Origin of the sequence: Rhodopseudomonas rhenobacensis, from assembly GCF_014203125.1 — a bacterium.
Classification (GTDB): Bacteria; Pseudomonadota; Alphaproteobacteria; order Rhizobiales; family Xanthobacteraceae; genus Rhodopseudomonas_A; species Rhodopseudomonas_A rhenobacensis.
In genome coordinates this window covers 104,594-131,117 of the sequence record NZ_JACHIH010000004.1, presented here as the reverse complement: position 1 = coordinate 131,117, position 26,524 = coordinate 104,594, and the positions used below count along the sequence as shown (strand labels likewise).

At 64.9% G+C, this 26,524-nt stretch carries 27 protein-coding genes; all 27 read left to right on the top strand.

The window, feature by feature from the left end; genetic code table 11:
- Position 1: 1 nt before the first annotated feature.
- On the top strand, positions 2–232 hold the full coding sequence (locus tag HNR60_RS05585; protein ID WP_184255193.1) for a hypothetical protein: 231 nt from the start codon (positions 2–4) through the stop codon (positions 230–232).
- On the top strand, positions 229–828 hold the full coding sequence (locus HNR60_RS05580) for an NADH-quinone oxidoreductase subunit C (RefSeq protein WP_184255191.1): 600 nt from the start codon (positions 229–231) through the stop codon (positions 826–828). The genes HNR60_RS05585 and HNR60_RS05580 overlap by 4 nt, the downstream gene beginning before the upstream one ends.
- Positions 829–915: 87 nt before the next feature.
- Positions 916–1,296, top strand: coding sequence for a four helix bundle protein (locus HNR60_RS05575; protein WP_184255189.1), 381 nt, complete (start codon positions 916–918; stop codon positions 1,294–1,296).
- Positions 1,297–1,362: 66 nt separating this feature from the next.
- Complete coding sequence (locus HNR60_RS05570) at positions 1,363–2,553, top strand: NADH-quinone oxidoreductase subunit D (protein ID WP_184255187.1); 1,191 nt, start codon at positions 1,363–1,365, stop codon at positions 2,551–2,553.
- Positions 2,550–3,515, top strand: a complete 966-nt coding sequence (locus tag HNR60_RS05565) for an FkbM family methyltransferase (RefSeq protein ID WP_347339308.1) — start codon at positions 2,550–2,552, stop codon at positions 3,513–3,515. The genes HNR60_RS05570 and HNR60_RS05565 overlap by 4 nt, the downstream gene beginning before the upstream one ends.
- A gap of 13 nt (positions 3,516–3,528) precedes the next feature.
- Positions 3,529–4,284 carry an NADH-quinone oxidoreductase subunit NuoE gene (gene nuoE, locus HNR60_RS05560; protein WP_184255185.1) on the top strand — a complete coding sequence of 252 codons (756 nt, stop codon included), beginning with the start codon at positions 3,529–3,531 and terminating at the stop codon, positions 4,282–4,284.
- A gap of 50 nt (positions 4,285–4,334) precedes the next feature.
- Positions 4,335–4,499: a hypothetical protein gene (locus tag HNR60_RS05555; protein ID WP_184255183.1), complete on the top strand. Its 165-nt coding sequence runs from the start codon at positions 4,335–4,337 to the stop codon at positions 4,497–4,499.
- Positions 4,500–4,517: 18 nt separating this feature from the next.
- Positions 4,518–5,843, top strand: coding sequence for an NADH-quinone oxidoreductase subunit NuoF (nuoF, locus tag HNR60_RS05550; RefSeq protein WP_184255181.1), 1,326 nt, complete (start codon positions 4,518–4,520; stop codon positions 5,841–5,843).
- A 4-nt stretch (positions 5,844–5,847) separates the two neighbouring features.
- On the top strand, positions 5,848–6,099 hold the full coding sequence (locus tag HNR60_RS05545; RefSeq protein WP_184255179.1) for a hypothetical protein: 252 nt from the start codon (positions 5,848–5,850) through the stop codon (positions 6,097–6,099).
- Between the two features lie 7 nt (positions 6,100–6,106).
- A complete protein-coding gene (nuoG, locus tag HNR60_RS05540) occupies positions 6,107–8,185 on the top strand; it encodes an NADH-quinone oxidoreductase subunit NuoG (protein WP_184255177.1) in 2,079 nt (692 codons plus the stop codon).
- A gap of 7 nt (positions 8,186–8,192) precedes the next feature.
- Positions 8,193–9,218 (top strand): NADH-quinone oxidoreductase subunit NuoH, encoded by a 1,026-nt coding sequence (gene nuoH / locus HNR60_RS05535; RefSeq protein WP_184255175.1) that lies wholly within the window; start codon positions 8,193–8,195, stop codon positions 9,216–9,218.
- Between the two features lie 7 nt (positions 9,219–9,225).
- Complete coding sequence (gene nuoI, locus HNR60_RS05530; RefSeq protein WP_184255173.1) at positions 9,226–9,714, top strand: NADH-quinone oxidoreductase subunit NuoI; 489 nt, start codon at positions 9,226–9,228, stop codon at positions 9,712–9,714.
- Positions 9,715–9,723: 9 nt separating this feature from the next.
- Complete coding sequence (locus tag HNR60_RS05525; RefSeq protein WP_184255171.1) at positions 9,724–10,362, top strand: NADH-quinone oxidoreductase subunit J; 639 nt, start codon at positions 9,724–9,726, stop codon at positions 10,360–10,362.
- The gene (gene nuoK, locus HNR60_RS05520) at positions 10,359–10,670 is read left to right on the top strand and encodes an NADH-quinone oxidoreductase subunit NuoK (RefSeq protein WP_184255169.1); all 312 of its coding nucleotides are present in this window, start codon (positions 10,359–10,361) and stop codon (positions 10,668–10,670) included. Before HNR60_RS05525 ends, nuoK begins: the two co-directional genes overlap by 4 nt.
- Before the next feature lie 7 nt (positions 10,671–10,677).
- A complete protein-coding gene (gene nuoL, locus HNR60_RS05515; protein WP_184255166.1) occupies positions 10,678–12,786 on the top strand; it encodes an NADH-quinone oxidoreductase subunit L in 2,109 nt (702 codons plus the stop codon).
- A gap of 11 nt (positions 12,787–12,797) precedes the next feature.
- Positions 12,798–14,306, top strand: a complete 1,509-nt coding sequence (locus HNR60_RS05510; RefSeq protein ID WP_184255501.1) for an NADH-quinone oxidoreductase subunit M — start codon at positions 12,798–12,800, stop codon at positions 14,304–14,306.
- 25 nt (positions 14,307–14,331) lie between these two features.
- The gene (nuoN, locus tag HNR60_RS05505) at positions 14,332–15,768 is read left to right on the top strand and encodes an NADH-quinone oxidoreductase subunit NuoN (RefSeq protein WP_184255164.1); all 1,437 of its coding nucleotides are present in this window, start codon (positions 14,332–14,334) and stop codon (positions 15,766–15,768) included.
- Positions 15,769–16,569, top strand: coding sequence for a biotin--[acetyl-CoA-carboxylase] ligase (locus HNR60_RS05500; protein ID WP_184255162.1), 801 nt, complete (start codon positions 15,769–15,771; stop codon positions 16,567–16,569). It begins immediately after the preceding gene.
- 2 nt (positions 16,570–16,571) lie between these two features.
- Entirely contained in the window at positions 16,572–18,242 is a 1,671-nt protein-coding gene (locus HNR60_RS05495; protein ID WP_184255160.1) for a ribonuclease J, read from the top strand.
- 38 nt (positions 18,243–18,280) lie between these two features.
- On the top strand, positions 18,281–18,685 hold the full coding sequence (gene mce, locus HNR60_RS05490) for a methylmalonyl-CoA epimerase (protein WP_184255158.1): 405 nt from the start codon (positions 18,281–18,283) through the stop codon (positions 18,683–18,685).
- Between the two features lie 2 nt (positions 18,686–18,687).
- Complete coding sequence (locus HNR60_RS05485) at positions 18,688–18,966, top strand: DUF1467 family protein (protein WP_184255156.1); 279 nt, start codon at positions 18,688–18,690, stop codon at positions 18,964–18,966.
- 482 nt (positions 18,967–19,448) lie between these two features.
- Entirely contained in the window at positions 19,449–19,823 is a 375-nt protein-coding gene (locus HNR60_RS05480; RefSeq protein ID WP_184255499.1) for a DUF2946 family protein, read from the top strand.
- A gap of 90 nt (positions 19,824–19,913) precedes the next feature.
- Positions 19,914–22,328 carry a TonB-dependent receptor gene (locus HNR60_RS05475; RefSeq protein WP_184255154.1) on the top strand — a complete coding sequence of 805 codons (2,415 nt, stop codon included), beginning with the start codon at positions 19,914–19,916 and terminating at the stop codon, positions 22,326–22,328.
- Between the two features lie 28 nt (positions 22,329–22,356).
- Positions 22,357–22,881 carry a copper chaperone PCu(A)C gene (locus HNR60_RS05470; protein ID WP_184255152.1) on the top strand — a complete coding sequence of 175 codons (525 nt, stop codon included), beginning with the start codon at positions 22,357–22,359 and terminating at the stop codon, positions 22,879–22,881.
- Positions 22,882–22,889: 8 nt separating this feature from the next.
- Positions 22,890–23,417, top strand: a complete 528-nt coding sequence (locus HNR60_RS05465) for a YcnI family protein (RefSeq protein WP_184255496.1) — start codon at positions 22,890–22,892, stop codon at positions 23,415–23,417.
- On the top strand, positions 23,414–25,036 hold the full coding sequence (locus HNR60_RS05460; protein WP_184255150.1) for a copper resistance CopC/CopD family protein: 1,623 nt from the start codon (positions 23,414–23,416) through the stop codon (positions 25,034–25,036). Before HNR60_RS05465 ends, HNR60_RS05460 begins: the two co-directional genes overlap by 4 nt.
- A 122-nt stretch (positions 25,037–25,158) precedes the next feature.
- Complete coding sequence (proS, locus tag HNR60_RS05455; protein WP_184255148.1) at positions 25,159–26,478, top strand: proline--tRNA ligase; 1,320 nt, start codon at positions 25,159–25,161, stop codon at positions 26,476–26,478.
- Positions 26,479–26,524: the final 46 nt, after the last annotated feature.

Genomic DNA, 26,524 nt, shown 5'->3' with positions numbered 1-26,524 from the left:
GATGGCCGAGCCTGAAGACCTGATCGTGGTTTTGCTGCGTGAGATGCGGGCTGAACTGGTGGCGTTGCGCCAACATATGGATGCGCGGTTCGACGTTATGGAGAGCGTGCAGAAGAGCTTCAAGCACGCGCTCACGGCCGATACGCTGATGAGCAAGCTGATTACCGGCGAATTCGAGGAACGCATCGAGGCGCTGGAAAAGAAGGTTCGGGACTTGGAGAGCCAGAAGTGACAGACCTCGCGGAGCTCGGCGAAACCATCAAGGCGGCGCTGCCGGCGGCGGTGAGCGGCGCGTCGATCGCGTTCGGCGAACTGACGCTGACCGTCGATGCCGCCAAGATCGTCGAGGTGGTGCGGTTTCTGCGCGACGATCAGCGCTGCCGCTTCATCAGCCCGATCGACGTCACCGCAGTGGATTATCCCGGCCGCGCCAATCGCTTCGACGTGGTCTGGCATTTCCTGTCGCCGTCGCTGAACACCCGAATCAGGCTGCGCGCCGAGGCCAGCGAAACCACCCAGGTGCCGTCGCTGATCGAGCTGTTCCCCGGCGTCGACTGGTTCGAACGCGAAGCCTACGATCTGTACGGCGTGATCTTCACCGGCCACCCCGACATGCGGCGGATCCTCACCGACTACGGCTTCGACGGCCATCCGCTGCGCAAGGACTTTCCGCTCTCCGGCTTCGTCGAGGTCCGCTACGACGACGACGAGAAGCGCGTGGTCTACGAGCCGGTGCGGCTCAATCAGGAATTCCGCAAATTCGATTTCCTCTCGCCCTGGGAAGGTGCGGACTATCCGCTGCCCGGCGACGAGAAAAGAAGCGAATAGCGAGTGGCGAATAGCGAATAGCAATAGCAGGGCATGATCGGAAAGCGGGACGAGTGGCGGATAGCGAGCGGCGAGCGGGAATGACGATTGAGCGATCCATCGATCAATTCATATCGGGACCTCAGGGTATGGCAGGACGCCATGACCTTGGCCGAGGCTTGCTATCGATTGACCAGGCAGTTTCCGCGCGACGAACTGTTCGGCCTGACATCGCAGATCCGACGTGCGGCGGGCTCGGCGCCGGCCAATATCGCGGAAGGTCATGGTCGGGAGCACACCGGCAGCTTCGTGCAGCATTTGCGCATCGCGCAGGGCTCCTTGAAGGAACTCGAAACCCATCTGCTGCTGGCGCAGCGGGTTTCAATTGCGCAGGCCGATGTGCAGCCGGTCCTCCTTCAATGCGAAAGCCTGGGCAAAATGATCCGCGCCTTGATCCGGTCGCTTCAGCAGAGGGCGTCGCTCCAGTGATTCCATTCGCCATTCGCCATTCGCTACTCGCTCGCGCGCCGTCGGCGCCTGCGGAGGTCGCACACCATGCCTGAGGGCGCGCTTCGCAATTTCACCATCAATTTCGGACCGCAGCATCCGGCGGCGCACGGCGTGCTGCGGCTGGTGCTGGAGCTCGACGGCGAGATCGTCGAGCGGGTCGATCCGCATATCGGGCTGTTGCATCGCGGCACCGAGAAGCTGATCGAGGCCAAGACCTATCTGCAGGCGATCCCGTATTTCGATCGGCTGGACTACGTCGCGCCGATGAATCAGGAGCACGCCTTCTGCCTCGCCGCCGAGAAGCTGTTGGGCATCGCGGTGCCGCGCCGCGCCCAATTGATCCGGGTGCTGTATTGCGAGATCGGCCGCATCCTGTCGCATCTGCTCAACGTCACCACGCAGGCGATGGACGTCGGTGCGCTGACCCCGCCGCTGTGGGGCTTCGAAGAGCGCGAAAAGCTGATGATGTTCTACGAGCGCGCCTCCGGCAGCCGGATGCACGCGGCGTATTTCCGGGTCGGCGGCGTGCACCAGGACCTGCCGCCGAAGCTGGTTGACGACATCGAGGCGTGGTGCGTCGCGTTTCCGCAGGTGATCGACGATCTCGACCGGCTGCTCACCGGCAACCGGATCTTCAAGCAGCGCAACGTCGATATCGGCGTGGTGACGCTGGCGCAGGCCTGGGAGTGGGGCTTTTCCGGCGTCATGGTGCGCGGCTCCGGCGCCGCCTGGGACTTGCGCAAGTCGCAGCCCTACGAGTGCTACGAGGAGATGGAATTCGACATTCCGATCGGCAAGAACGGCGACTGCTACGACCGTTACTGCATCCGCATGGAAGAGATGCGGCAGTCGGTGCGGATCATGCAGCAGTGCATCGCCAAGCTGCGCGCGCCCGACGGCGGCGGCCCGGTGGCGGTCGAGGACAACAAGATTTTCCCGCCGCGCCGCGGCGAGATGAAGCGCTCGATGGAATCGCTGATCCATCACTTCAAGCTCTATACCGAAGGTTTTCGCGTGCCGGCCGGCGAGGTCTATGTCGCGGTGGAAGCGCCGAAGGGCGAGTTCGGCGTGTTCCTGGTCTCCGACGGCAGCAACAAGCCTTACAAGTGCAAGGTCCGCGCGCCGGGCTTCGCGCATCTGCAGGCGATGGACTTCATTTGTCGCGGCCATCTATTGGCGGACGTTTCGGCGATTCTCGGCTCGCTCGACATCGTGTTCGGCGAGGTCGATCGGTGATCGCGCAGCCGCCCATCCAGTTCGACCGTGCAACCGGAGTTCTCGAAGGCGCCAACGCCTGGGAACGGCTGGCGGCTGGCGCGCTGTGGGCCGGCACCCGGGTGTCGTCGACCTTCTCGTATCGCGGCTACAACCGCTGCGCCAATCTGCTGCGCAAGGCGTTGCCCGAGCGCGACATCGCGGTCCGATTAAATCCGGATGCGATGTTCGCGTTTCCTTACGGCGACGGTTACTGGAGCAAGCTGCTCGATCGCTCGTTCCATTACGAGAACGAGATCGAACTTTTGTTTCGCGGCTGCGCCGATGTCGACTACGTGATGGTCGATTGCGGCGCCAATTACGGCTACTGGTCGGTGCTGGCGTCGAGCGCGCCGTTCGGGGCGCACCCGGTGATCGCCATCGAGCCGTCCTCGGTGAATTTCGCCAAGCTCGCCGAGAATGCCCGCATCAACAACGACCGCTTCACGATTCTGAATTGCGCGATCGGCGCGGCGCCGGGCACCGCGGTCCTCTCCGGCACCAAGCACGAGGCGTTCAGCATCGTGGGTGGTTCCGCTGCCGGCGGCGAACAGGTTCAGGTGGTGTCGCTCGACAGCCTGTTGGAGCAGGGCAAGCTGCCCGCCGGCGGCAAGTCCATCGTCAAGCTCGACGTCGAGGGCGTCGAGATCGAAGCCATCCGGGGCGGCCAGCATCTGCTGCAGGGCGACGCCATGATCCTGTGCGAGGAGCACGGCAGCGACGCCAACCACACCGTATCGCGCTTCATCCTGACCCAGACCGCGCTGAAGCTCTACGTCTACGATCCCAGCAGCGGGCGGTTCGAAGCGATCGACAATTTCGCCATCCTCGACCGAATCAAGGTCGCGTCGAATGTCGGATACAACGTGTTCGGCACCGCCAGCCGGTTCTGGGACGAACGCATCAATAGACTTAATGCCGACGCCTCGCGGCGTGTTCAATGAGAGACTTGAGATAATGGCCGTCCGTCGTTTGGCACCCAAGGAGCTGCAACCCGAGAGCTTCGCCTTCACCGAGGAGAATCTCGCATGGGCGCATCAGCAGATTGCGAAATATCCGCCCGGCCGGCAGGCCTCCGCGGTGATCGCCATCATGTGGCGCGCGCATGAACAACTCGGCGGCTGGATCACCGAAGCCGCGATCCGCGCGGTCGCCGATCTTCTGAAGATGCCGCATATCCGCGCGCTGGAGATCGCGACCTTCTACACGATGTTTCAGCTGCAGCCGGTCGGCAAGAAGGTCCACGTCCAGGTCTGCGGCACCACGCCGTGCCGGCTGCGCGGCGCCGAGGACATCATCAAGGTCTGCCAGAACCGCATTCATCACGAGCCGTTCCATCTGTCGGACGATGGCAATTTCAGCTGGGAAGAGGTCGAGTGCCTCGGCTCCTGCGTCAACGCCCCGATGGTGATGATCAGCAAGGATACTTACGAGGATCTGACACCGGACAATTTCGGTAAGGTGCTGGACGGTTTTGCCAGCGGCAATTTCCCGACGCCGGGACCGCAGAACGGCCGGCAGTTTTCTGCGCCCGAAGGCGGACCGCGCGTGCTGCAGTCGGTGGGGGCGCCGGACAACGACGCCGACCACGGTGCGGTGCAGCACCCGGTGCTGACCGACTCCGACGCCAAGAAGCCGGGGGCTGCGGCGAATGTTCAGGAACGGCCGTCGCCGAAGCCGCCGGCTGACGACGCCACCCGAAAAGATCGATGATGACCGACCGCGGCGTTCCGGGTTCGGCGGTATCCAGGGGAGTTGGGCCGATGCAACATCTGCGTTATATCATGCTGCACGCGGTGACCGCTGCGGTGTTCATCTTCCTGTTGCAGCACTACGCGCTGAGCGCGACGCTGGAATCCAGCCTGGTGTGGGCGTTGACCTTCGGCGGATGCGCCGCGGGCCTCGCTTACATGCAAGCCAATCGTTGATCGGGGACGCGCCTAGCCATGCTCGACGACAAGGACCGCATCTTCCGCAATCTCTACGGCCAGGGCGACTGGGGCCTCGACGGCGCGCGTCGCCGCGGCAGCTGGGACGGCACCAAGGCGATCATCGAAAAGGGTCGCGATTGGATCATCAACGAGATGAAGACCTCCGGGCTGCGCGGCCGCGGCGGCGCCGGCTTCCCGACCGGGATGAAGTGGTCGTTCATGCCGAAGGAAAGCACGGACGGCCGGCCGAGCTATCTCGTGGTCAACGCCGACGAGTCCGAGCCCGGCACCTGCAAGGACCGCGAGATCATGCGGCACGACCCGCATCTGTTGGTCGAAGGCTGTCTGCTCGCCGGCTTCGCGATGGGCGCCAAGGTCTGCTACATCTATGTGCGCGGCGAATTCATCCGCGAGCGCGAGCATCTGCAGGCCGCGGTCGACCAGGCCTATGAGGCCAAGCTGATCGGCCAGGACAACGTCCATGGCTGGCCGTTCGAGCTTTACGTCACGCACGGCGCCGGCGCCTATATCTGCGGTGAGGAAACCGCACTGCTGGAAAGCCTGGAGGGCAAGAAGGGCCAGCCGCGGCTGAAGCCGCCGTTCCCGGCCAATGTCGGGCTCTATGGCTGCCCGACCACGGTCAACAACGTCGAGTCGATCGCGGTGGCGCCCGACATCCTGCGCCGCGGCGCCGCCTGGTTCTCCTCGATCGGCCGGCCGAACAATGTCGGCACCAAGCTGTTCGGCATCTCCGGCCACGTCAACACGCCCTGCGTCGTCGAAGAGGCGATGGGCATTCCGTTCCGCGAACTGATCGAGAAGCACGGCGGCGGCATTCGCGGCGGCTGGGACAATCTATTGGCGATCATTCCCGGCGGCGCGTCGTGTCCGTTGATTCCGGCTGCGGATTGCGGCGAGCTGATCATGGATTTCGACGGCACCCGCGCGGTGAAGTCGAGCCTCGGCACCGCCGGCGTCATCGTGATGGACAAGTCGACCGACGTGGTCGCGGCGATCGCCCGCATCAGCTACTTCTTCAAGCATGAGAGCTGCGGCCAGTGCACACCGTGCCGCGAGGGCACCGGCTGGATGTGGCGGGTGCTGTCGCGCATGGTCGAGGGCCGCGCCCACAAGCGCGAGATCGACATGCTGCTGGAGGTCACCAAGCAGGTCGAGGGCCACACCATCTGCGCGCTCGGCGACGCCGCGGCGTGGCCGATCCAGGGCCTGATCCGCGCGTTCCGGCCGGAGATCGAGCGCCGCATCGACGATTTCTCGCGCCGCGCCACGCTCGACGACCAGGGCATCCTCGATCCCGCGCATATGGCGGCGGCGGAGTAGGGCGATGGCGGACGAACCCGACAATCTGGTGCTGGTCTATCTGCGGCGGCTCGATGAAAAGCTCGATCGGGTGTCGGACGATATGCGCGACATGAAGGCGCGAATGACCAATATGGAAGAACGTCTGGGGCAGGTCGAATTACGTGTCGCACAATTGGAAATTTCGATCGCCGGCGTGAACCGCAGAATCGATCGCGTTGAAACTCGCCTTGACCGGATCGAGCGTCGCCTCGACCTGGTCGACCAGCCGCATTGAGACCGCAATGATCAAACTCATCGTCGACGGCAAGGAAATCGAGGTCCCGCCGGAGTACACGCTGATGCAGGCCTGCGAGGCCGCCGGCGCGGAAATCCCGCGGTTCTGCTACCACGAGCGGCTGTCGATCGCCGGCAACTGCCGGATGTGTCTGGTCGAGGTGAAGGGCACGCCGAAGCCGGTGGCGAGCTGCGCCTGGGGCGTACGCGACTGCCGGCCGGGACCGAAGGGCGAGCCGCCGGAAATCTCCACCCGCTCGCCGATGGTCAAGAAGGCGCGCGAAGGCGTGATGGAATTCCTGCTGATCAACCATCCCTTGGATTGCCCGATCTGCGATCAGGGCGGCGAGTGCGATCTGCAGGACCAGGCGATGGGCTACGGCGCCGACACCAGCCGGTTCGCCGAAAACAAGCGCGCGGTGGAAGACAAATATCTCGGCGTGCTGGTCAAGACTTCGATGAACCGCTGCATCCAGTGCACCCGCTGCGTGCGCTTCGCCTCGGAGATCTGCGGCGTGCCGGAGATGGGCCTGACCGGGCGCGGCGAGGACGTCGAGATCACTACCTATCTGGAAAGCGCGCTGACCTCGGAGCTGCAGGGCAATCTGGTCGACATCTGCCCGGTCGGGGCGCTGACCTCGAAGCCCTATGCGTTCGCGGCGCGCCCCTGGGAGCTCGGCAAGACCCAGTCGATCGACGTGATGGACGCGGTCGGCTCGGCGATCCGGGTCGACACCCGCGGCCGCGAAGTGATGCGGATCCTGCCGCGCGTCAACGAGGCGGTGAACGAGGAGTGGATCTCCGACAAGACCCGCCACATCGTCGACGGGCTGCGCACCCAGCGGCTCGACCGGCCTTATGTGCGGGAGAATGGCAAGCTGCGCGCGGCGACCTGGTCGGAAGCTTTTGCGGCGATCGCCGCCAAGCTCAAGGACGTCAAGGGCGAGCGGATCGGCGCGATCGCCGGCGATCTCGCCGCGGTCGAGGACATGTTCGCGCTGCAGGATCTGATGACGCGGTTGGGATCAGCCAACCTCGCCACCGAAACCACCCACGCCTTCGACCCGAGCCTTGGTCGCGCCTCCTACATCTTCAACCCGACCATCGCCGGCATCGAGCAGGCCGATGCGCTGTTGATCATCGGCTGCAACCCGCGCAAGGAAGCCGCGGTGCTGAACGCCCGGATCCGCAAGCGCTGGCGCACCGGCCAGATGAAGATCGCGGTGATCGGCGATCACGCCGAGCTGACTTACAAATACGACTATCTCGGCGCCGGCGTCGACACGCTGAGCGAGTTGGCCGCCGGCAAGCAATCGTTCGCCGATGTGCTGAAGGGCGCCAAGAACCCGATCGTGCTGGTCGGCGCCGGCGTCACCGCGCGCTCCGATGGCGCCGCGTTGTTGGCGATGGCCGCGAAGCTCGCGACTGACATCGGCGCGATCAAGGACGGTTGGAACGGCTTTGCGGTCTTGCATAGCGCAGCGTCCAGCGTCGGCGCGCTCGACATCGGCTTTGTGCCGGGCGAGGGCGGGCTGACCGCGGCGCAGATGGTGGGCGAAGGCGCGCTCGACGTGATGTTTTCGCTCGGCGCCGACGAGATCAAGCTGCCGGCCGATGCCTTCGTGGTCTATATCGGCACCCACGGCGACCGCGGCGCGCATCGCGCCGACGTCATCCTGCCGGGCGCCGCCTATACTGAGAAGTCGGGCATCTACGTCAACACCGAGGGCCGGGTGCAGATCGCCGGCCGCGCGGCGTTTCCGCCGGGCGAGGCGCGCGAAGACTGGGCGATCATCCGCGCGCTATCCGACGCGCTCGGCGCCACGCTGCCCTATGATTCCCTGGTCGCGCTGCGCAAGGCGCTGACCGAAAAGGTGCCGCATCTGTTGCGGATCGATCAGATCGAGCCCGCGGATCCGGCGGCGCTCGCCGCGCTGGCGCGGCGCGGCGGCGGCGCAATCGGCAAGGCGCCGCTGCTGTCGCCGATCGGCGATTTCTACCTGACCAACCCGATCGCCCGCGCTTCGGCGGTGATGGCGGAATGTTCCCGCGTGGCCTCCGGCCAGATCCTGACCGCGGCGGAGTGAGCGACTGATGGCCGAATTCTGGACCAGTTATCTGTGGCCGCTGTTGGTGGTGATCGGGCAGAGCCTGTTGCTGCTCGTCCTGCTGCTGATCACCATCGCCTATATCCTTCTGGCCGATCGCAAGATCTGGGCGGCGGTGCAGATCCGCCGCGGCCCCAACGTGGTCGGACCGTGGGGATTGCTGCAATCCTTCGCCGACCTTCTGAAGTTTGTGTTCAAGGAGCCGATGATCCCGTCGGGCGCCAACAAGGGCGTGTTCCTGCTGGCGCCGTTGGTGTCCTGCGTGCTGGCGCTGGCGGCCTGGGCGGTGATCCCGGTCAATGCCGGCTGGGTGATCGCCGACATCAACGTCGGCGTGTTGTACATCCTCGCGGTGTCGTCGCTGTCGGTGTACGGCATCATCATGGCCGGCTGGTCGTCGAATTCGAAATACCCGTTCCTGGCGGCGCTGCGTTCGGCGGCGCAGATGGTGTCCTACGAGGTCTCGATCGGCTTCGTGATCATCTGCGTGCTGCTGTGCGTCGGCTCGCTCAACCTCACCGCGGTGGTGGAAGCGCAGAACACCAAATGGGGCCTGCTCGGCTGGTACTGGCTGCCGTTGTTCCCGGTGTTCGTGATCTTCTACGTCTCGGCGCTGGCGGAAACCAACCGCCCGCCGTTCGACCTGGTGGAAGCCGAGTCGGAACTGGTCGCGGGCTTCATGGTGGAATACGCCTCGACGCCGTACCTGTTGTTCATGCTCGGCGAATACGTCGCCATCACCACGATGTGCGCGATGGGGGCGATCCTGTTCTTGGGCGGCTGGCTGCCGCCGGTGCCGTATGCGCCGTTCACCTGGGTCCCGGGCATCATCTGGTTCATGCTCAAGGGCTTCTTCATGTTCTTCCTGTTTGCGATGGCGAAGGCGATCGTGCCGCGCTACCGCTACGACCAGCTGATGCGGCTGGGCTGGAAGGTGTTCCTGCCGCTCTCCCTGGTGATGGTTGTGCTGGTGGCGGGCGTGCTGCAATTCGCGGGGCTCGCGCCGCAATGAGGTCGTCATGAGGGTTACCGCTGCTGCACGATCGCTGCTGTTGACGGAGTTCGTTTCGGCGTTCTTTCTCGCCATGCGCTACTTCTTCAAGGCCAAGCCGACGATCAATTATCCGTTCGAGAAAAACCCGATTTCGCCCCGCTTTCGCGGCGAACACGCGCTGCGTCGCTACCCCAACGGCGAGGAACGCTGTATCGCCTGCAAGCTGTGCGAAGCGGTGTGCCCGGCGCAGGCGATCACCATCGAGGCCGGACCGCGCCGCAACGACGGCACGCGCCGCACCGTGCGCTACGACATCGACATGGTGAAGTGCATCTATTGCGGGCTGTGCCAGGAGGCCTGTCCGGTCGACGCCATTGTCGAGGGGCCGAATTTCGAATTCGCCACCGAGACCCGCGAGGAGCTGTATTATGACAAGGCGAAATTGCTCGCCAATGGCGACCGCTGGGAACGCGAACTGGCGAAGAGCATCGAACTCGATGCGCCATACCGGTGAGATGAGCGCATGACCCTTCCTGATCTGTTCTTCTATCTGTATTCCGGCGTCTGCGTCGCGGCCGCCACCATGGTGATCGTGTCGCGCAACCCGGTGCACGCGGTGCTGTTCCTGATCCTGGTGTTCGTCAACGCCGCCGGGCTGTTCATGCTGATGGGCGCCGAGTTCCTGGCGATGATCCTGATCATCGTCTATGTCGGCGCCGTCGCGGTCTTGTTCCTGTTCGTCATCATGATGCTGGACATCGACTTCAAGCAGCTGCGCGAAGGCTTCTTCGAATATCTGCCGTTCGGCCTGTTGATCGGGGTGATCTTCCTCGCCGAACTGCTGCTGCTGGCCGGCGGCTGGGTGATCAGCCCGACGCTGACCAAGACCATCACCGCGCCGATCCCGGACAATATGGGCAACACCCAGGCGCTCGGCATGGTGCTGTACACCCGCTACATTCATTACTTCCAGATCTCGGGCCTGATCCTGCTGGTGGCGATGATCGGCGCGATCGTGCTGACGATGCGGCACCGGGTCAGCGTCAAGCGGCAGAACATCGCCGCGCAGAACGCCCGCAACCCGGCGACCGCGATGGAGGTCCGCAAGGTGGCGTCGGGGCAGGGGCTGCAGGATGCGGACGCCGCGGAGTGGGTGCAATGAGCACGGTCGGAATCGGACATTTTCTCTCGGTCGCGGCGATCCTGTTCACGATCGGCACGCTCGGCATCTTTCTCAACCGCAAGAACGTCATCGTCATCCTGATGTCGATCGAGCTGATGCTGCTGGCGGTCAATATCAATCTGGTGGCGTTCTCGGCGTTCCTGCACGACATCGTCGGCCAGGTGTTCGCGCTGTTGGTGCTGACGGTCGCCGCCGCGGAAGCGGCGATCGGGTTGGCGGTGCTGGTGGTGTATTTCCGCAATCGCGGCTCGATCGCGGTTAAAGACATCAATCTGATGAAGGGCTGAGCGGCTGATGATCCAGGCCATCGTATTCCTGCCGCTGATCGGCGCGCTGCTCGCAGCCGCGATCGCGCTGTTCGGCGCCCACGCCCGCAACCCGAGCGGCGACACCGTCGAGCACGATGCCGCGCATGGCCATGGCCACGCGGCCACCGGCCACGCCGCGCCGACCGGCGGCGACGCCGCGGTGATCCACGCCGCGCATGACGAACCCGACGCGCACGACGATCACGGCCACGATCATCCGGTCGAGCCGCCGGCCGCGGGCTCCCGCGCCGCCGAGCTGATCACCACTGGCCTGCTGCTGGTGTCGGCCGGGCTGTCCTGGCTGGCGCTGGTCGACGTCGGCTTCATGCATCACGACGTCCGCATTCCGCTGTTGCCCTGGATCAATTCCGGCGACCTGCAGGTGGCCTGGACGCTGCGCGTCGACACCCTGACCGCGGTGATGCTGGTGGTGGTCAACACCGTGTCGTCGCTGGTTCACCTGTATTCGATCGGCTACATGAACGACGACCCGCACCGGCCGCGGTTCTTCGCCTATCTGTCGCTGTTCACCTTCGCGATGCTGATGCTGGTGACCGCCGACAATCTGGTGCAGATGTTCTTCGGCTGGGAGGGCGTCGGCCTGGCCAGCTATCTGCTGATCGGATTCTGGTACCAAAAGCCCGAGGCCAACGCCGCGGCGATCAAGGCTTTCGTGGTCAACCGGGTCGGCGATTTCGGCTTCCTGCTCGGCATCTTCGCGATCTTCATGCTGGTCGGCTCGATCGATTTCGAAACCATCTTCGCCGCCGCTCCCGGGCTGACTGGAAAGACAATCAACTTCTTCGGCTGGCACGCCGACGCGCTGACCTTGACCTGCCTGTTCCTGTTCATGGGCGCGATGGGCAAGTCTGCGCAGTTCCTGCTGCACACCTGGCTGCCGGATGCGATGGAAGGCCCGACCCCGGTGTCGGCGCTGATCCACGCCGCCACCATGGTGACCGCGGGCGTGTTCATGGTGGCGCGGCTGTCGCCGTTGTTCGAACTGGCACCCGACGCGCAGAACGTGGTGATCTTCTTCGGCGCCACCACGGCGTTCTTCGCCGCCACCATTGGCCTGGTGCAGAACGACATCAAACGCATCGTCGCCTATTCGACCTGCTCGCAGCTCGGCTACATGTTCGTGGCGATGGGGACGGGGGCCTATTCGGTCGGCATGTTCCATTTGTTCACCCACGCCTTCTTCAAGGCGCTGTTGTTCTTGGGCTCGGGCTCGGTGATCCACGCGATGCACCACGAGCAGGACATCCGCCACATGGGCGGACTGAAAGACAAGATCCCCTTCACCTACATCGTGATGGTGATCGGCACGCTGGCTTTGACCGGCTTCCCGCTGACCGCCGGCTATTTCTCCAAGGACGCCATCATCGAGGCGGCGTTCGCCTCGCACCACACCATGGCGTTCTACGGCTTCCTGATGACGGTGATCGCCGCCGGCCTGACCTCGTTCTATTCCTGGCGGTTGATCTTCAAGACCTTCCACGGCACGCCGCACGACCAGAAGCATTACGAGGCCGCGCATGAGAGCCCGTATTGGATGCTGATCCCGCTGGTGGTTTTGGCGGCCGGCTCGATTCTCGCCGGCTTTCCGTTCAAGGAAGTGTTCGCCGGCCACGGCGTCGGCGAGTTCTTCCGCGAGTCGCTGAAGATGAACCCGCATATCATCGACGAGATGCATCACATCCCGGTGGCGGTGGCGTATCTGCCGACCGCGATGATGGCGCTGGGATTCGTGGTGTCGTGGATGTTCTACATCCGCAAGCCCTATCTGCCGGTCGAGCTCGCCAACCAGCACCAGCTGTTGTACAAATTCCTGCTCAACAAATGGTACTTCGACGAATTGTACGACCTGATCTTCGTGCGCCCGGCGAAGCGGATCGGCCGCTTCCTGTGGAAAGCCGGTGACGGCACCATCATCGACGGGCTCGGCCCGGACGGCGTGTCCGCCCGGGTGCTCGATATCACCCGCGGCGCGGTTCGGCTGCAGACCGGTTATCTCTACCACTACGCCTTCGCGATGCTGGTCGGCGTCGCAGGATTGATTACGTGGTTCATGCTCGGCGGGGGGGGCCGGTAATGTCGGCTTCCATCATGACCTGGCCCATTCTCTCCGTCGTCACCTTCCTGCCGCTGGTCGGTGCGGCTCTGCTGTTGATGATCCGCGGCTCCGACGCCCCGGCGCAGCGCAACGCGCGCTGGATCGCGCTGTGGACCACGCTGATCACCTTCGCGGTGTCGCTGATCCTGGTGGCGCGGTTCGACGCCTCGCAGGCGGGCTTCCAGTTCGTCGAAAAGGCACCCTGGCTCGCCGCCGGCATCGGCTATCACATGGGTGTCGACGGCATTTCGCTCCCCTTCGTGATCCTGACCACCGGCTTGATGCCGTTCTGCATCATCGCCAGCTGGAAATCGATCACCCGCCGCGTCGGCGAATACATGATGGCGTTCCTGGTGTTGGAAACGCTGATGATCGGCACCTTCTCGGCGCTCGATCTGGTGCTGTTCTATCTGTTCTTCGAGGGCGGCCTGATCCCGATGTTCCTGATCATCGGGGTGTGGGGCGGTCCGCGCCGGGTCTATGCCAGCTTCAAGTTCTTCCTCTACACGCTGCTCGGCTCGGTGCTGATGCTGCTGGCGATCATGGCGCTGTATCTCAACGCCGGCACCACCGACATCCCGACGCTGATGCAGACCGCGGTGCCGCGCAGCCTGCAGACCTGGGCCTGGCTGGCGTTCTTCGCATCCTTCGCGGTGAAGATGCCGATGTGGCCGGTGCACACCTGGTTGCCGGATGCCCACGTCGAGGCGCCGACCGCGGGCTCGGTGGTGTTGGCGGCGATCATGCTGAAGATGGGCGGCTACGGCTTCCTGCGGTTCTCGCTGCCGATGTTCCCGGATGCGTCGCATGATTTCGCGCCGCTGATCTTCGCGCTGTCGGTGATCGCCATCGTCTACACCTCGCTGGTGGCGCTGATGCAGGAAGACATCAAGAAGCTGATCGCCTACTCCTCGGTGGCGCATATGGGCTTCGTCACCATGGGCATTTTTGCCGGCACCACCCAGGGCGTCGCCGGCGGCGTGTTCCAGATGATCTCGCACGGCATCGTCTCCGGCGCGCTGTTCCTCTGCGTCGGCATCGTCTACGACCGGATGCACACCCGCGAGATTTCCGCTTATGGCGGGCTGGTCAACCGGATGCCGATCTATGCCGTGGTGTTCATGGTGTTCACCATGGCCAATGTCGGTCTGCCCGGCACCTCCGGCTTCGTCGGCGAATTTCTGACGCTGCTCGGCACCTTCAAGGTCAACATCCCGACCGCCACCGTCGCCACGCTCGGCGTGATCCTGTCCGCGGCCTATGCGCTGTGGCTGTATCGCAAGGTGGTGTTCGGCGCATTGGTCAAGCCATCGCTCGCCTCGATCAAAGACCTGACCTGGCGGGAGAGCCTGACGCTGGTGCCGCTGGTCATTCTCACGCTGCTGTTCGGAGTCTATCCGAAGCCGGTGCTCGACATGTCGGCCGCCTCGGTGCAGCACCTCGTCACCACTTACGCCGCCGCAGCCTCTGCCGTGAAGGCAGCTGCGCTCGTGCCATGATTGCGGCAGCTCAGGAAGCGACACCATGACTTTTGATGCGGCCGGCTACCAATTGCTTCCCGTGCTGCCGGAGCTGATGCTCACGGTCGGCGGCATGGTGCTGTTGATGATCGGCGCCTATGGCGGGCCGAAAACCACCGGCGTCGTCACCGGTCTTGCGATCTGCCTGTTGGTGGCGACCGGGGCGGCCGAATTGCTGCTGCCCGCGGGTCGGCTGGTGACGTTCGGCGGCAGCTTCATCGTCGACGACTACGCCCGCTTCCTCAAGGTGCTGGCGCTGATCGGCTCCACCGCGACGCTGATCCTGTCACGCCAGTTCCTCGCCGATCCTTCGAGCAAGATCTTCGAATATGCCATCCTGGTGGTGCTGGCGTCGGTCGGCATGATGGTGCTGATCTCGGCCGGCGATCTGATCATGATCTATCTCGGCCTCGAACTGATGAGCCTGGCGCTCTACGTGGTGGCGGCGATCAACCGCGACGACGCCAAGTCCAACGAGGCCGGCCTGAAATATTTCGTGCTCGGCGCGCTGTCGTCGGGCCTGCTGCTGTACGGCGCCTCGCTGATCTACGGCTTCACCGGAACGGTGAATTTCGCCGGCATCGCGGCGGCGGCTCAGGAGGGCAATATCGGGCTGATCTTCGGCCTGGTGTTCCTGCTGGCCGGGCTGTGCTTCAAGGTCTCGGCGGTGCCGTTCCACATGTGGACGCCCGACGTCTACGAAGGCGCGCCGACCCCGGTCACCGCGTTCTTCGCCTCGGCGCCGAAAGTCGCCGGGCTTGCGGTGTTCACCCGGGTGGTGCTGACGGCATTTCCGAGCGTGCTCGGGCAGTGGCAGCAGATCGTGGTGTTCGTCGCGATCGCCTCGATGCTGCTGGGCTCGTTCGCCGCGATCGGCCAGAAGAACATCAAGCGGCTGATGGCCTATTCGGCGATCGGCCACATCGGCTTCGCGCTGGTCGGGCTCGCCGCCGGCACCGTGGAAGGCGCGCAGGGCGTGCTGGTCTACATCTCGATCTACGTGGCGATGACGCTGGGCGCGTTCTCGGTGATCCTGGCGATGAAGCGCAACGGCTTTGCGGTCGAGCAGATCAGCGATTTCTCCGGGCTGTCGCGCACCAATCCGCAGCTGGCGTTCTTCTTCGCGATGCTGCTGTTCTCGCTGGCCGGGATTCCGCCGCTCGCGGGATTCTTCGCCAAGTTCTACGTGTTCGTCGCGGCGGTCAAAGCCGGGCTGTTTACGCTCGCCATCATCGGCGTCGTCGCCAGCGTGATCGGCGCTTATTACTATCTGACGATCGTCAAGGTGATGTATTTCGACGAGCCGAAGCCGGCGGTCGATCCGGTGCGGTTCGAACTGCGCGCGGTGCTCGCGGTCGCCGGGCTGTTCAACATGCTGTTCTTCGTCTATCCGGCGCCGCTGGTCAGCGCCGCGACGGTCGCGGCGAAGTCGCTGTTCTAGATGGCGCTGGCGCTCGGCGCAGAGGCCGTCTCAGCAGGCTACCGGGTCGAAGTCTTCGACAGCATCGGCTCGACCAATGCAGAGGCGATGGCCCGCGCCCGGGACGGCGAGGCGGGGCCGATCTGGTTCGTCACCACCGAACAGACCGCGGGGCGCGGCCGCCGGCAACGGCCCTGGATAGCGCCGCGCGGCAACCTTGCCGCCAGCGTGCTCGAGGTGATGGACGTCGCGCCGGGCGTCGCCGCCAGCCTTGGGTTTGCCGCAGGATTGGCGCTGCAGGCGGCGCTGGCCGATTTGACCGCCCAGTCCGAAATACCACTCGCCATCGATTATCGCTTGAAGTGGCCCAACGACGTGCTGGCCGAATCCCAGAAACTCGCCGGTATCCTGTTAGAGGCGGAAGCCGTCGCCGACGGCCGGCTCGCCGTGGTGGTCGGGATCGGCACCAATGTGGTCGCGGCCCCCAGCGATACGCCCTATCCCGCTACCTCGCTTAAGGCGCTCGGCCTCGACGTGACGGCAGAACGGCTGTTCGCCGCGCTGTCCGACCATTGGGCGAGCTATCGGGCGATCTGGGATCATGGCTGGGGATTTGCCGAAATCCGCCGGCAATGGCTGCAGCACGCGGCCGGGCTCGGGGAAACTGTCTCGATCCGGTCTGGCGCAAGCATCGTAGAAGGCCTATTCGACAGCATTGACGACACGGGCTGCCTGATTGTCAGGACCCCGGAGGGCCGACAGATCCCGATCGCCGCGGGCGACGTTTATTTCAGTGCCACGGCTTCGGCGGGAGCAGCTTGATTATGACACGACCAGATGAACTCACCTTCGCACCATTGGGGGGCGTCGGTGAGATCGGCATGAACCTTTACCTCTACGGCATCGGCAAAGGTTCGCAGCGCAAATGGCTGGCGGTCGATCTCGGTGTGTCGTTCGGTGACGAAGAACATCTGCCCGGCATCGATCTGATCATGCCGGACATCCGCTTCCTGGAGAAGGAGCGCAAGAACCTGGTCGGCCTGGTGCTGACCCACGTCCACGAGGACCATTTCGGCGCCATCATGGATCTGTGGCCGAAATTGAAGTGCCCGATCTACGCCACCCAGTTCAGCGCCGCGTTGTTCCGCGCCAAATGCGAGGCCGAGCGCAATCCGCCGAAGATCCCGGTCACCGTGGTGCCGTCCGGCGGCAAGGTCGACCTCGGGCCGTTCAACGTCGAATTCATCCCGGTGGCGCATTCGATTCCGGAGGCCCACGCGCTGGCGATCCGCACCTCGGTCGGCGTGGTGTTGCACACCGGCGACTGGAAGATCGACCGGACTCCGATCATCGGCAAGCCGACCGACGAGCGCCGGCTGCGCGAACTCGGCGACGAGGGCGTGCTGGCGCTGATCGGCGATTCCACCAACGCGGTGCGCGAGGGCACCTCGCCGTCGGAAACCGAGGTCGCCAAGACCATCGCCGAACTGGTGAAGAACGCGAAAGGCCGGGTGGCAGTGACCACCTTCGCCTCCAACGTCGCGCGGCTGCGCGCGGTGGCCGATGCCGCGCGCGCGGTCGGCCGCGAAGTGGTGGTGGTCGGCCGCGCCATGGAGCGCGTGGTGCAGGTGGCGCGCGAAACCGGCTATCTCGACGGCGTGCAGAATTTCCGCGGCGCCGATCTGTACGGGCATTTTCCGCCGGACAAGGTTTTGGCGCTGTGCACCGGCAGCCAGGGCGAGCCGCGCGCCGCGCTGGCGCGGATCGCCAATGACGACCACCCGCAGGTCACGCTCAACAAGGGCGACTGCGTGATCTTCTCGTCGCGCACCATTCCGGGCAACGAAAAATCGGTCGGCGGCATCATCAACGGGCTGATCAAGCAGGGCATCGAGGTGATCACCGACCGCACCCATCTGGTGCACGTCTCCGGCCATCCGCGACGCGACGAAATGCGCGAGATGATTTCCTGGGTGCGGCCGCAGCTGTTGATCCCGGTGCACGGCGAAGCGCTGCATCTGTTCGAACACGCCAAGCTGGCGCGGGCCTGCGGCGTGCCCAAGGTGCTGACCTGCGTCAACGGCGACCTGGTTCGGCTCGGGCCGGGCGATCCGGCGATCATCGAGCAGATCCCATCGGGGCGGCTGTACAAGGACGGCAACATTCTCGAGGACGCCAAGTCGCGCGCGGTGGTCGAGCGCCGCAAGATCGCCTTCGCCGGCTGCGCCTTCGTGGCGTTCGCGCTCGATGCCAAGGGCGAACTGGCCGACGATCCCGAGGTCGAACTGGTCGGCATCCCGGAGAAAAACACCGCGGGCGAGCCGCTCGACGATCTGGTGTACGAGCTGGTGATCACCACGGTGGAGACGCTGCCCAAGGCGAAGCGGCGCGATCCTGATGCGGTCGGTGAATCGGTGCGGCGCGCGGTGCGCGCGGCGCTCAACGAGCAGTGGGGCAAGAAGCCAATGTGCTACGTTCACGTGCTGACGGTTTGACGCTAGAGACCGGGTTTGAACCGAACACGGAGGGGATCATGCTGGGACGGCTCAACCATGTGGCGATCGCGGTGAAGGACGCCGAGAAGGCCGCCAAGATCTACGGCGCGGCGTTCGGCGCGGAAATTTCCGCGGCGGTGCCGCTGCCCGATCACGGCGTCATCACCGTGTTCGTGAACTTGCCGAACACCAAGGTCGAATTCCTGCAGCCGCTCGGCGAGACTTCGCCGATCGCCAAATTCCTCGAGCGCAACGCCGACGGCGGCATTCATCATCTGTGCTACGAGGTGGCGGACATCATCGCGACGCGCGACCTCTTGATCGCCGAGGGCGCCCGCGTGCTCGGCGACGGCCAGCCTAAGATCGGCGCGCACGGCAAGCCGGTGCTGTTCCTGCATCCGAAGGATTTCTCCGGCGCGCTGGTCGAAATCGAGCAGGCCTGAGCATGGCGTACAGCATCTCCACCGCATTCGCGATCTACTTCGTGCTGTGGTGGGTGGTGCTGTTCGCCACCTTGCCGTTCGGCGTGCGCAATCAGGCCGAAAGCGGCGAGGCCGGTGCACCGGGCAACGATCCCGGCGCGCCGGTGAAAGCCTTGATGCTGCGCAAGGTGCTGTGGACGACGCTGATCTCCGCACTGATCTATGGCTTAGCGATGCTGGCCTACAAGGCCGGCTATCTCAACATTGAGCGGCTGACGAAGTTGATGGGCATTCCGCTCTGAACGAATGCCGGAGGCTATCGCCGGCAACTATCAGCGTCCGCATTGTCCAACGTACTCATTGTCCAACGTAGTCATCGTCAAAAAAAAGAGCAGGGGATCAGCCCTGCTCGAAAACCGTGTCGACCCTATTTCCCGTCGTGAGTTGCGATTTGTCGTTGATTTGACGGGTGGCGCTGCTTGTGCGCGCCGGGCTCCTCCCGAGACTTGGACCACCCAGACTAAACGTGCGATTAGCCTGCACCTGGAACGTAGCTGATCCATTTTCACTTGTCATCATTTACGGCAACGATTGTATAAAATTCGGGCTTGCGTGGAACGAAACCGATCGTCCGTGATTTATGCTTTCGGTTCCGAATGCCTCGGATCCGGCGCCGACTTGTCAAGGCAGCTTTACATTTACGGCCCCACCCACCGGCTGGTCCGCCTGCTCGACACCGGTATTCGCGCATGATACCGACTCGGAGAGAGAGGTGGCTGCGATCATGCGCCGACGGCTGGGACGATATCTTCCCCTCGTTGCGATGGCCCTGTTGGTGCAGTTGATGGCACCGATCGGGGCGTTTCGCGCCGTGGCGCAAGCGATCGCCGATCCGCTGTCGTTGAGCGCGATCTGTAGCGGTCTGCACGACTCCGGCCAGCCCTCGGCTCCGGCCGGTCCGGCCGAGCCTGACAGCAAATGCTGCGGCTTCTGCGCCGCGGCGCAGAGCGGTGGCGCCGCCCTCAATCCGCCGACGCCGAGCTTCGTCGCCTTGCAGCGGCAGTATCAGCGCGTGGTCTGGCTGCAGGCGACTCCGGCGCCGACGCCGCTGCGCGCCGGCTCCAATGCCCAGGCGCGGGCGCCCCCGACCTTCTCCTGATCTGACACGTCGCAGTGCACGGAGGCCGGCGCAAGCCGGCTTCAATGACGCCTCAGGCAGCCGGTCGCGTGCCGGCATCGGGAAACTATCATGGGATGCCCAAGACCCTCGAACGGCTCCGGCACGCTGGTGCTGGGCGCGCTGCTCATTTTAGCGCCAGCCGCGACGCAGGCTCAGACCTCGGACGGCGACTTGCCGCAGATCAACGTCGAAGCGCGGGCCAAAAAACCGGCCGCGGCCAAACCCAGGCGGCTGGCGCCGACCCGGCCGAACCGGCCGGTTGTGGTGGTCAATCCGCAGCCCGGCGGCGAGGCGGCGAGCGCATCGACCGGCACGCCACCGATCAAGCAGACCTATCAACTGCCGCAGACCGCGGCCAGCGTCACCGCCGCGGAGATCGAACAGAAGATCAACGTCGTCGATTCCGAGGACGCGGTGAAGTACATGCCGAGCCTGTTCGTGCGCAAGCGCAACAACGGCGACACCCAGCCGGTGCTGGCGACCCGGACCTGGGGCGTCAATTCCAGCGCGCGCAATTTGGTTTATGTCGACGACATCCTGATCAGCGCGCTGATCGGCAACAACAACACCATCGGCGCGCCGCGCTGGGGGCTGGTGGCGCCGGAAGAGATCAAGCGGGTGGACTTTCTCTACGGCCCGTTCGCCGCGGCCTATCCCGGCAATTCGATGGGCGGGGTGCTGCTGATCACCACGCGAATGCCGGATAAGCTGGAGATGACCGCCAAGCAGGTGGAGAGCCTGCAGACCTTCGACCGCTACAAGACCTCCGGCACCTATCGCACCGACCAGACCAGCGTCACGCTCGGTGACCGCAACGGCAATTTCTCCTATTTCATCAGCGGCAACTTCCAGAACAGCTACAGCCAGCCGCTGTCATGGGTCACCACCACCAACACCCCCGCCGGGACCAGCGGCACCATCCCGCAGCTCAACAAGACCGGCTCGGTGGCCAATGTGGTCGGCGCCGGCGGCCTGCTGCACACCGAAATGGCCAATCTGAAGGGCAAGTTCGCCTGGGACATTACCCCGCTGGTGCAGGCGGTGTATTCGATCGGCTACTGGTCGAACGATGCCGACTCCCGGGTCGAGAGCTATCTGCGCAATGCCGCAGGCCTCACGACGTTCGGCGGCGTCTCCGGCTTTGCCGGCGGCAATTACACGCTCAACGAACAGCATCTGGCGAATTCGCTGTCGGTGAAATCCGACACCAAGGGGACGTTCGATTTCGATCTCTCGGCGTCGCGCTACGACTGGCTCGAGGACATCCAGCGCAATCCCTACACCGTGGTGGCGGGCAGCGCCGCGGCGGCGTTCTCCAAGAACGGCAAGATCGCCCGGCTCGACGGCACCAACTGGATGAACGGCGACGCCAAGGGGATCTGGCGGCCGAACGACGCCCACGAGATTTCGTTCGGCCTGCACGCCGACCGCTATTTCCTCAACAACCCGACCTATGCGACGCCAACCTGGAACAGCGGGCCGGATTCCACCTCGGCGCTCTACACCAACGGCCGCGGCGCCACCCGCACCGCGGCGCTGTGGCTGCAGGACGCCTGGACATTCGCGCCGGCCTTAAAGCTGACGCTGGGCGGCCGGCTGGAAGACTGGAAGGCCTATGACGGCTATAATCTGCAGACCGCGCAGAGCGCCGCCGGCGCCATTCTATCGACCTCGGCCAAATTGCAGCCGGAGCTCGACGCCACCCGGTTCTCGCCGAAAGCCTCGCTCGCCTATGAGCCGTCGAAGGAATGGCTGGCGACGGCATCGTTCGGCCAAGCCTACCGCTTTCCGACGGTGTCGGAGCTCTATCAAATCGTGTCGTCGGGAACTAATCTGCAATTCCCCAATCCCAATCTGACGCCGGAAAACGTGCTCAGCGAAGAGCTGGCACTGGAGCGGCGCTTCAAAGACGGCAAGCTCCGGCTGTCGCTGTTTCACGAATACGTCCGCGACGCGCTGATCTCGCAGACCGGCGTCGTCCCCGGCAGCACCACGCTCTTCACCTTCTTCAGCAATGTCGACGCGATCCGCAACCGCGGTATCGAACTCGCCGCGCAGAAGGACAATTTCCTGATCGACCGGCTGGAAGCGTTCGGCAGCGTCACCTATGTCGACTCCCGGATCGTCAGCGATCCGGATTTCGTCAGCGCGACCGGCACCACCGCCACCGGCAAGCGGGTGCCTTATGTCCCCGATTGGCGCGCCACGTTAGGCGCCACCTACCGGCCGGACGCCTATTGGGCGTTGACCGCTGCGATGCGCTACAGCGGCAAGCAATTTTCCACGCTGGACAACACTGATATCATCTCCAACGTCTATGGTGCGTTCGACAGCTTTACCGTCGTCGATCTGCGCGCGCAGTACAAATTCTCCGAGACGGCGACGGCGAATTTCGGCGTCGATAATGTCGGCAATGCGAAATACACGCTGTTCCATCCGTTCCCCGGGCGCACTTACGTCGCCGACGTCAAGATCAAGTTCTGAACTGCAACTCGTCAACAAGGAGCTATCCATGAAGATGATGTCTCATATCGCCGCCTGTGCGGCACTTATCCTGGCGGCGGCGTCTGCGGCGCAGGCCGAGGATGCCAAGGTCGGCGATCTGCTGATCACGCAGCCCTGGAGCCGCGCCACGCCGGGCGGCGCCAAGGTCGCCGGCGGTTATCTCACCATCGAGAACAAGGGCACCGCGCCGGACCGTCTGCTGAGCGGCACCGCCGCGATCGCCGGCAAGGTTGAGCTGCATGAGATGAGCATGGATAATGGCGTGATGACGATGCGGCCGCTCGACAAAGGGCTCGCGATCGCGCCGGGCCAGAGCGTCAAGCTGGCGCCCGGCGGCTATCATTTGATGCTGATGGAGCTGAAGGGCGGTCTGAAGCAGGGCGAGCAGGTGCCGGTGACGCTGACCTTCGAGAAGGCCGGCAAGGTCGACGTGACGCTCGACGTGCAGGGCGTCGGCGCGCAGGCGCCGGCCGCCACGAGCGACGCGCACAAGATGGCGCCCGATCACTCCGGCATGAAGATGTCGAAGTGAGCGGTGCGATGACGGCGATGAGCTGCCGCGTTTCGCTGGTGGCGGTCCTGCTCGGCCTCGGTGCGACCGCGGCCGACGCCCACGTCACGCTTCGCCCCAACGAGGCGGCTGCCGGCAGCTATGTCGAGGCGGCGCTGAATGTCGCGCATGGCTGCGACGGCAGCGCCACGGTCGCGGTGCGGGTCAAGATCCCGAACGGCGTGATGTCGGTGAAGCCGCAGATGAAGCCGGGCTGGAGCGTCGAGATCAAGAAACGTACGCTCGACGCGCCGGTCGCCGGGCTGCACGGCAAGACCATCACCGAGGTGGTCGACGAAGTGTCGTGGCGCGGCGGGCCGTTGCCGGACCATCTCTACGACAGCTTCGGTCTGCAGATGAAGACGCCCGACGGTGCGGGGCAGACGCTGTATTTCCCGGTGGTGCAGGAATGCGAGCAGGGCGTGAACCGCTGGATCGAAATTCCCGCGGCAGGGCAATCGGCGGACAAGCTGCACGAGCCGGCGCCGGTGCTGCGGTTGAAGCCGAAGGCGCCTTGAGCGGGCAGGCCGCCAAGCCCATCGCCAAAGCGCGAAGCGTCGCGCTTTGGCTGTCGCGGGCGCTCTTGTGGATCGTGCTGGTGCTGGCGCAGCCCGGTCTCGCACTGGCGCATGCCAGCCTGGTGTCGAGCGATCCGGTCGCCGACGCGGTGCTCGCCGTCGCGCCGGCGACCCTGACGCTGACCTTCAGCGACGAGGTCTCGCCGCTGGTGGTGCGGATCATTGGCTCCGATGGTCGCGCCATTGAGTTCGGCAATATCGCGCGGCGCGGACCGACGCTGATCCTGACGCCGCCTCAGCCGCTGCAGGGCGGTAGCTATCTTCTCAGCTGGCGGGTAATGTCGGAGGACGGCCACCCGGTCGGCGGCTCGTTCGGCTTCTCGATCGGAGCAGGGGCTGTCGCCGCGCCGCAACTGGTGCGCTCCATTGCTTTCGCGCTGCAAGCCGCGATTTGGACCGTGCAGCTGATCATCGATATCGGGCTGTTCGTCGGCATCGGCGGCGCGTTCTTCGCGGCCTGGCTGCAACCGAAGAACTTCCGCGGTGCCCGCGGCGTCAGCGTGACGGCTTGTGTCGCGGCGCTGCTCGCGGTGGGCGTTGCCATCGGATTGCAGGGGCTCGACGCGCTGGACGCGCCGGCGAGCGCATTAGTGACGAGCGCGGTGTGGAGCGCGGGGCTGCGCGGCTCATTCGGCTGGTCGACGACCGCCGCGGCGGCCGGGCTTGTCCTCGGGCTGGTTTCGCTGTGGCGGCCGGGGACGGCGGCGAGGGCGGCTGCGGTCGCCGCGATGCTGTGCGTCGGGGCGACGCTGGCGCTCAGCGGCCACGCCGCCAGCGCCACGCCACGCGCGCTCGCGTCCACCGCGGTGTTCTTGCACGGCGTCAGCCTGGCGTTCTGGATCGGCGCGCTGTGGCCATTGTATCAAGCGATGAATGCGCCGGGCGAGGCGGCGCTGCCGACGTTGCGGCGGTTTTCCAACGCCATTCCCTGGGCGGTGGCGTCGCTGCTTGGCAGCGGCGTCGCGCTGACGCTGATCGAGTTGCCGCGGCCCGACGCGCTGTGGCGCAGCGACTACGGCCGCGTGCTGATGATCAAGCTGGCATTGGTGCTGATCCTGCTGGCGATCGCGGCCGGCAACCGGGCGTGGCTGACGCCGCGGATCGCTCGCGGAGGCGACAAGCCGAGGCGGCTGTTGCGGCGGTCGATCGTGGTCGAATTGGCGCTGGTCGCAATCATCCTCGGCGTGGTCGGTCTGTGGCGCTTCACGCCGCCGCCGGCGGCGATCGCCGCTGCGCGGCAACCGCCACTCACCACCGAGATCCGCACCGACCGGGTGCTGGCGCAGGTCAACGTCGCCGCGGCGGCCGGCGGCGTCGAAATCACCGTCGCGCTCACCACGCCCGACAAGCATCCGTTCGCAGCCCAGGCGCTCATCGTGACGTTGGCGCGGCCGGAGCTGCAGATCGAACCGATCACGGCCCAAGCGAGGCGGGGCGACGACGGCCGCTGGCGGGCGACGCTCACCACGCGGTTGCCCGGCCGCTGGGTGCTCGGTCTGGGCATCCTGGTCGATGATTTCGACAAACTGTCGCTCGAGGCGCAGCTCGAACTGCCTTGACCGCAGCGCAGCACCGTCGGCCGCAGGGTTTTCCGCCTTGCTGCGGCCGCGCCCTTGTGTTTTGGCATTCAATCCGGTTTCACTGCCGTCCGCCCTTGTCCCACCGATTCTTGAGTATCCCCATGCGATTGTCGCGGTTCTTTTTGCCGATCCTGAAGGAAACACCGAAGGAGGCGGAAATCGTCTCGCATCGGCTGATGCTGCGCGCCGGCATGCTGCGGCAGGAGGCCGCCGGCATCTATGCCTGGCTGCCGCTCGGGCTGCGGGTGCTGAAGAAAATCGAGCAGATCGTGAGGGAAGAACAGAACCGCGCCGGCGCCATCGAATGCCTGATGCCGACGCTGCAGCTCGCCGACCTGTGGCGCGAAAGCGGCCGCTACGACGCCTACGGCCCGGAGATGCTGCGCATCACCGACCGGCACAAGCGCGAACTGCTGTATGGGCCGACCAACGAGGAAATGATCACCGAGATCTTCCGCAGCTACGTCCGCTCCTACAAGAACCTGCCGCTCAACCTCTATCACATCCAATGGAAATTCCGCGACGAGCAGCGCCCGCGGTTCGGCGTGATGCGCGGCCGCGAATTCCTGATGAAGGACGCCTATTCGTTCGATATCGACGAGGCCGCGGCGCGCAAATCTTACAACCGGATGTTCGTCGCCTATCTCCGGACCTTCGCCCGGATGGGCCTGAAGGCGATCCCGATGCGCGCCGAGACCGGCCCGATCGGCGGCGACCTCAGCCACGAATTCATCGTGCTGGCCGACACCGGCGAATCCGGAGTGTTCTGCGACAGCGACGTGCTGAACCTGCCGGTGCCGGGCGACGACGTCGACTATGACGGCGATCTGACGGCGATCATCAAGCAATGGACCTCGGTCTATGCGGCGACCGAGGACGTGCACGACGCCGAGCGCTTCGAGCGCGAAGTCCCGGCCGAGAAGAAGCTCAACACCCGCGGCATCGAGGTCGGCCAGATCTTCTATTTCGGCACCAAATATTCCGACAAGATGAAGGCGCTGGTCGCCGGACCCGACGGCGTCGATGCGCCGATCCATGGCGGCTCCTACGGCGTCGGCGTGTCGCGCCTGGTCGGCGCGATCATCGAGGCCTGCCACGACGAGAACGGCATCAAATGGCCGGAGGCGGTGGCGCCGTTCCGCGCCGCGATCCTGAACCTGAAACAGGGCGCGGCCGACACCGACGCCGCCTGCGAGGCGCTCTACAAGGAGCTCTCCGCCAAGGGCGTCGACGTGCTCTATGACGACACCGACCAGCGCGCCGGCGGCAAATTCGCCACCGCGGACCTGATCGGGATTCCGTGGCAGATCCTGGTCGGACCGAAGGGGCTGGCCGACGGCACCGTCGAATTGAAGCGCCGCGCCGACGGCTCGCGCGAGAATGTGACCCCGGCGGAGGCCGTCGCACGGCTGACGACATAACGACTTATCCACCGTGCGGTCGCGACGGCGCGGACGGCGAGGCTAG

Coding starts and splice junctions, on each gene's coding strand:
- nuoL (WP_184255166.1), top strand. CDS start 10,678: ATGATCCAGGCCATCGTATTCCTGCCGCTGATCGGCGCGCTGCTCGCA.
- HNR60_RS05465 (WP_184255496.1), top strand. CDS start 22,890: ATGACGGCGATGAGCTGCCGCGTTTCGCTGGTGGCGGTCCTGCTCGGC.
- nuoG (WP_184255177.1), top strand. CDS start 6,107: ATGATCAAACTCATCGTCGACGGCAAGGAAATCGAGGTCCCGCCGGAG.
- HNR60_RS05500 (WP_184255162.1), top strand. CDS start 15,769: ATGGCGCTGGCGCTCGGCGCAGAGGCCGTCTCAGCAGGCTACCGGGTC.
- HNR60_RS05475 (WP_184255154.1), top strand. CDS start 19,914: ATGGGATGCCCAAGACCCTCGAACGGCTCCGGCACGCTGGTGCTGGGC.
- HNR60_RS05585 (WP_184255193.1), top strand. CDS start 2: ATGGCCGAGCCTGAAGACCTGATCGTGGTTTTGCTGCGTGAGATGCGG.
- HNR60_RS05570 (WP_184255187.1), top strand. CDS start 1,363: ATGCCTGAGGGCGCGCTTCGCAATTTCACCATCAATTTCGGACCGCAG.
- HNR60_RS05480 (WP_184255499.1), top strand. CDS start 19,449: ATGCGCCGACGGCTGGGACGATATCTTCCCCTCGTTGCGATGGCCCTG.
- nuoI (WP_184255173.1), top strand. CDS start 9,226: ATGAGGGTTACCGCTGCTGCACGATCGCTGCTGTTGACGGAGTTCGTT.
- HNR60_RS05495 (WP_184255160.1), top strand. CDS start 16,572: ATGACACGACCAGATGAACTCACCTTCGCACCATTGGGGGGCGTCGGT.
- nuoN (WP_184255164.1), top strand. CDS start 14,332: ATGACTTTTGATGCGGCCGGCTACCAATTGCTTCCCGTGCTGCCGGAG.
- nuoF (WP_184255181.1), top strand. CDS start 4,518: ATGCTCGACGACAAGGACCGCATCTTCCGCAATCTCTACGGCCAGGGC.
- HNR60_RS05470 (WP_184255152.1), top strand. CDS start 22,357: ATGAAGATGATGTCTCATATCGCCGCCTGTGCGGCACTTATCCTGGCG.
- nuoH (WP_184255175.1), top strand. CDS start 8,193: ATGGCCGAATTCTGGACCAGTTATCTGTGGCCGCTGTTGGTGGTGATC.
- proS (WP_184255148.1), top strand. CDS start 25,159: ATGCGATTGTCGCGGTTCTTTTTGCCGATCCTGAAGGAAACACCGAAG.
- mce (WP_184255158.1), top strand. CDS start 18,281: ATGCTGGGACGGCTCAACCATGTGGCGATCGCGGTGAAGGACGCCGAG.
- HNR60_RS05485 (WP_184255156.1), top strand. CDS start 18,688: ATGGCGTACAGCATCTCCACCGCATTCGCGATCTACTTCGTGCTGTGG.
- nuoE (WP_184255185.1), top strand. CDS start 3,529: ATGGCCGTCCGTCGTTTGGCACCCAAGGAGCTGCAACCCGAGAGCTTC.
- HNR60_RS05555 (WP_184255183.1), top strand. CDS start 4,335: ATGCAACATCTGCGTTATATCATGCTGCACGCGGTGACCGCTGCGGTG.
- nuoK (WP_184255169.1), top strand. CDS start 10,359: ATGAGCACGGTCGGAATCGGACATTTTCTCTCGGTCGCGGCGATCCTG.
- HNR60_RS05545 (WP_184255179.1), top strand. CDS start 5,848: ATGGCGGACGAACCCGACAATCTGGTGCTGGTCTATCTGCGGCGGCTC.
- HNR60_RS05525 (WP_184255171.1), top strand. CDS start 9,724: ATGACCCTTCCTGATCTGTTCTTCTATCTGTATTCCGGCGTCTGCGTC.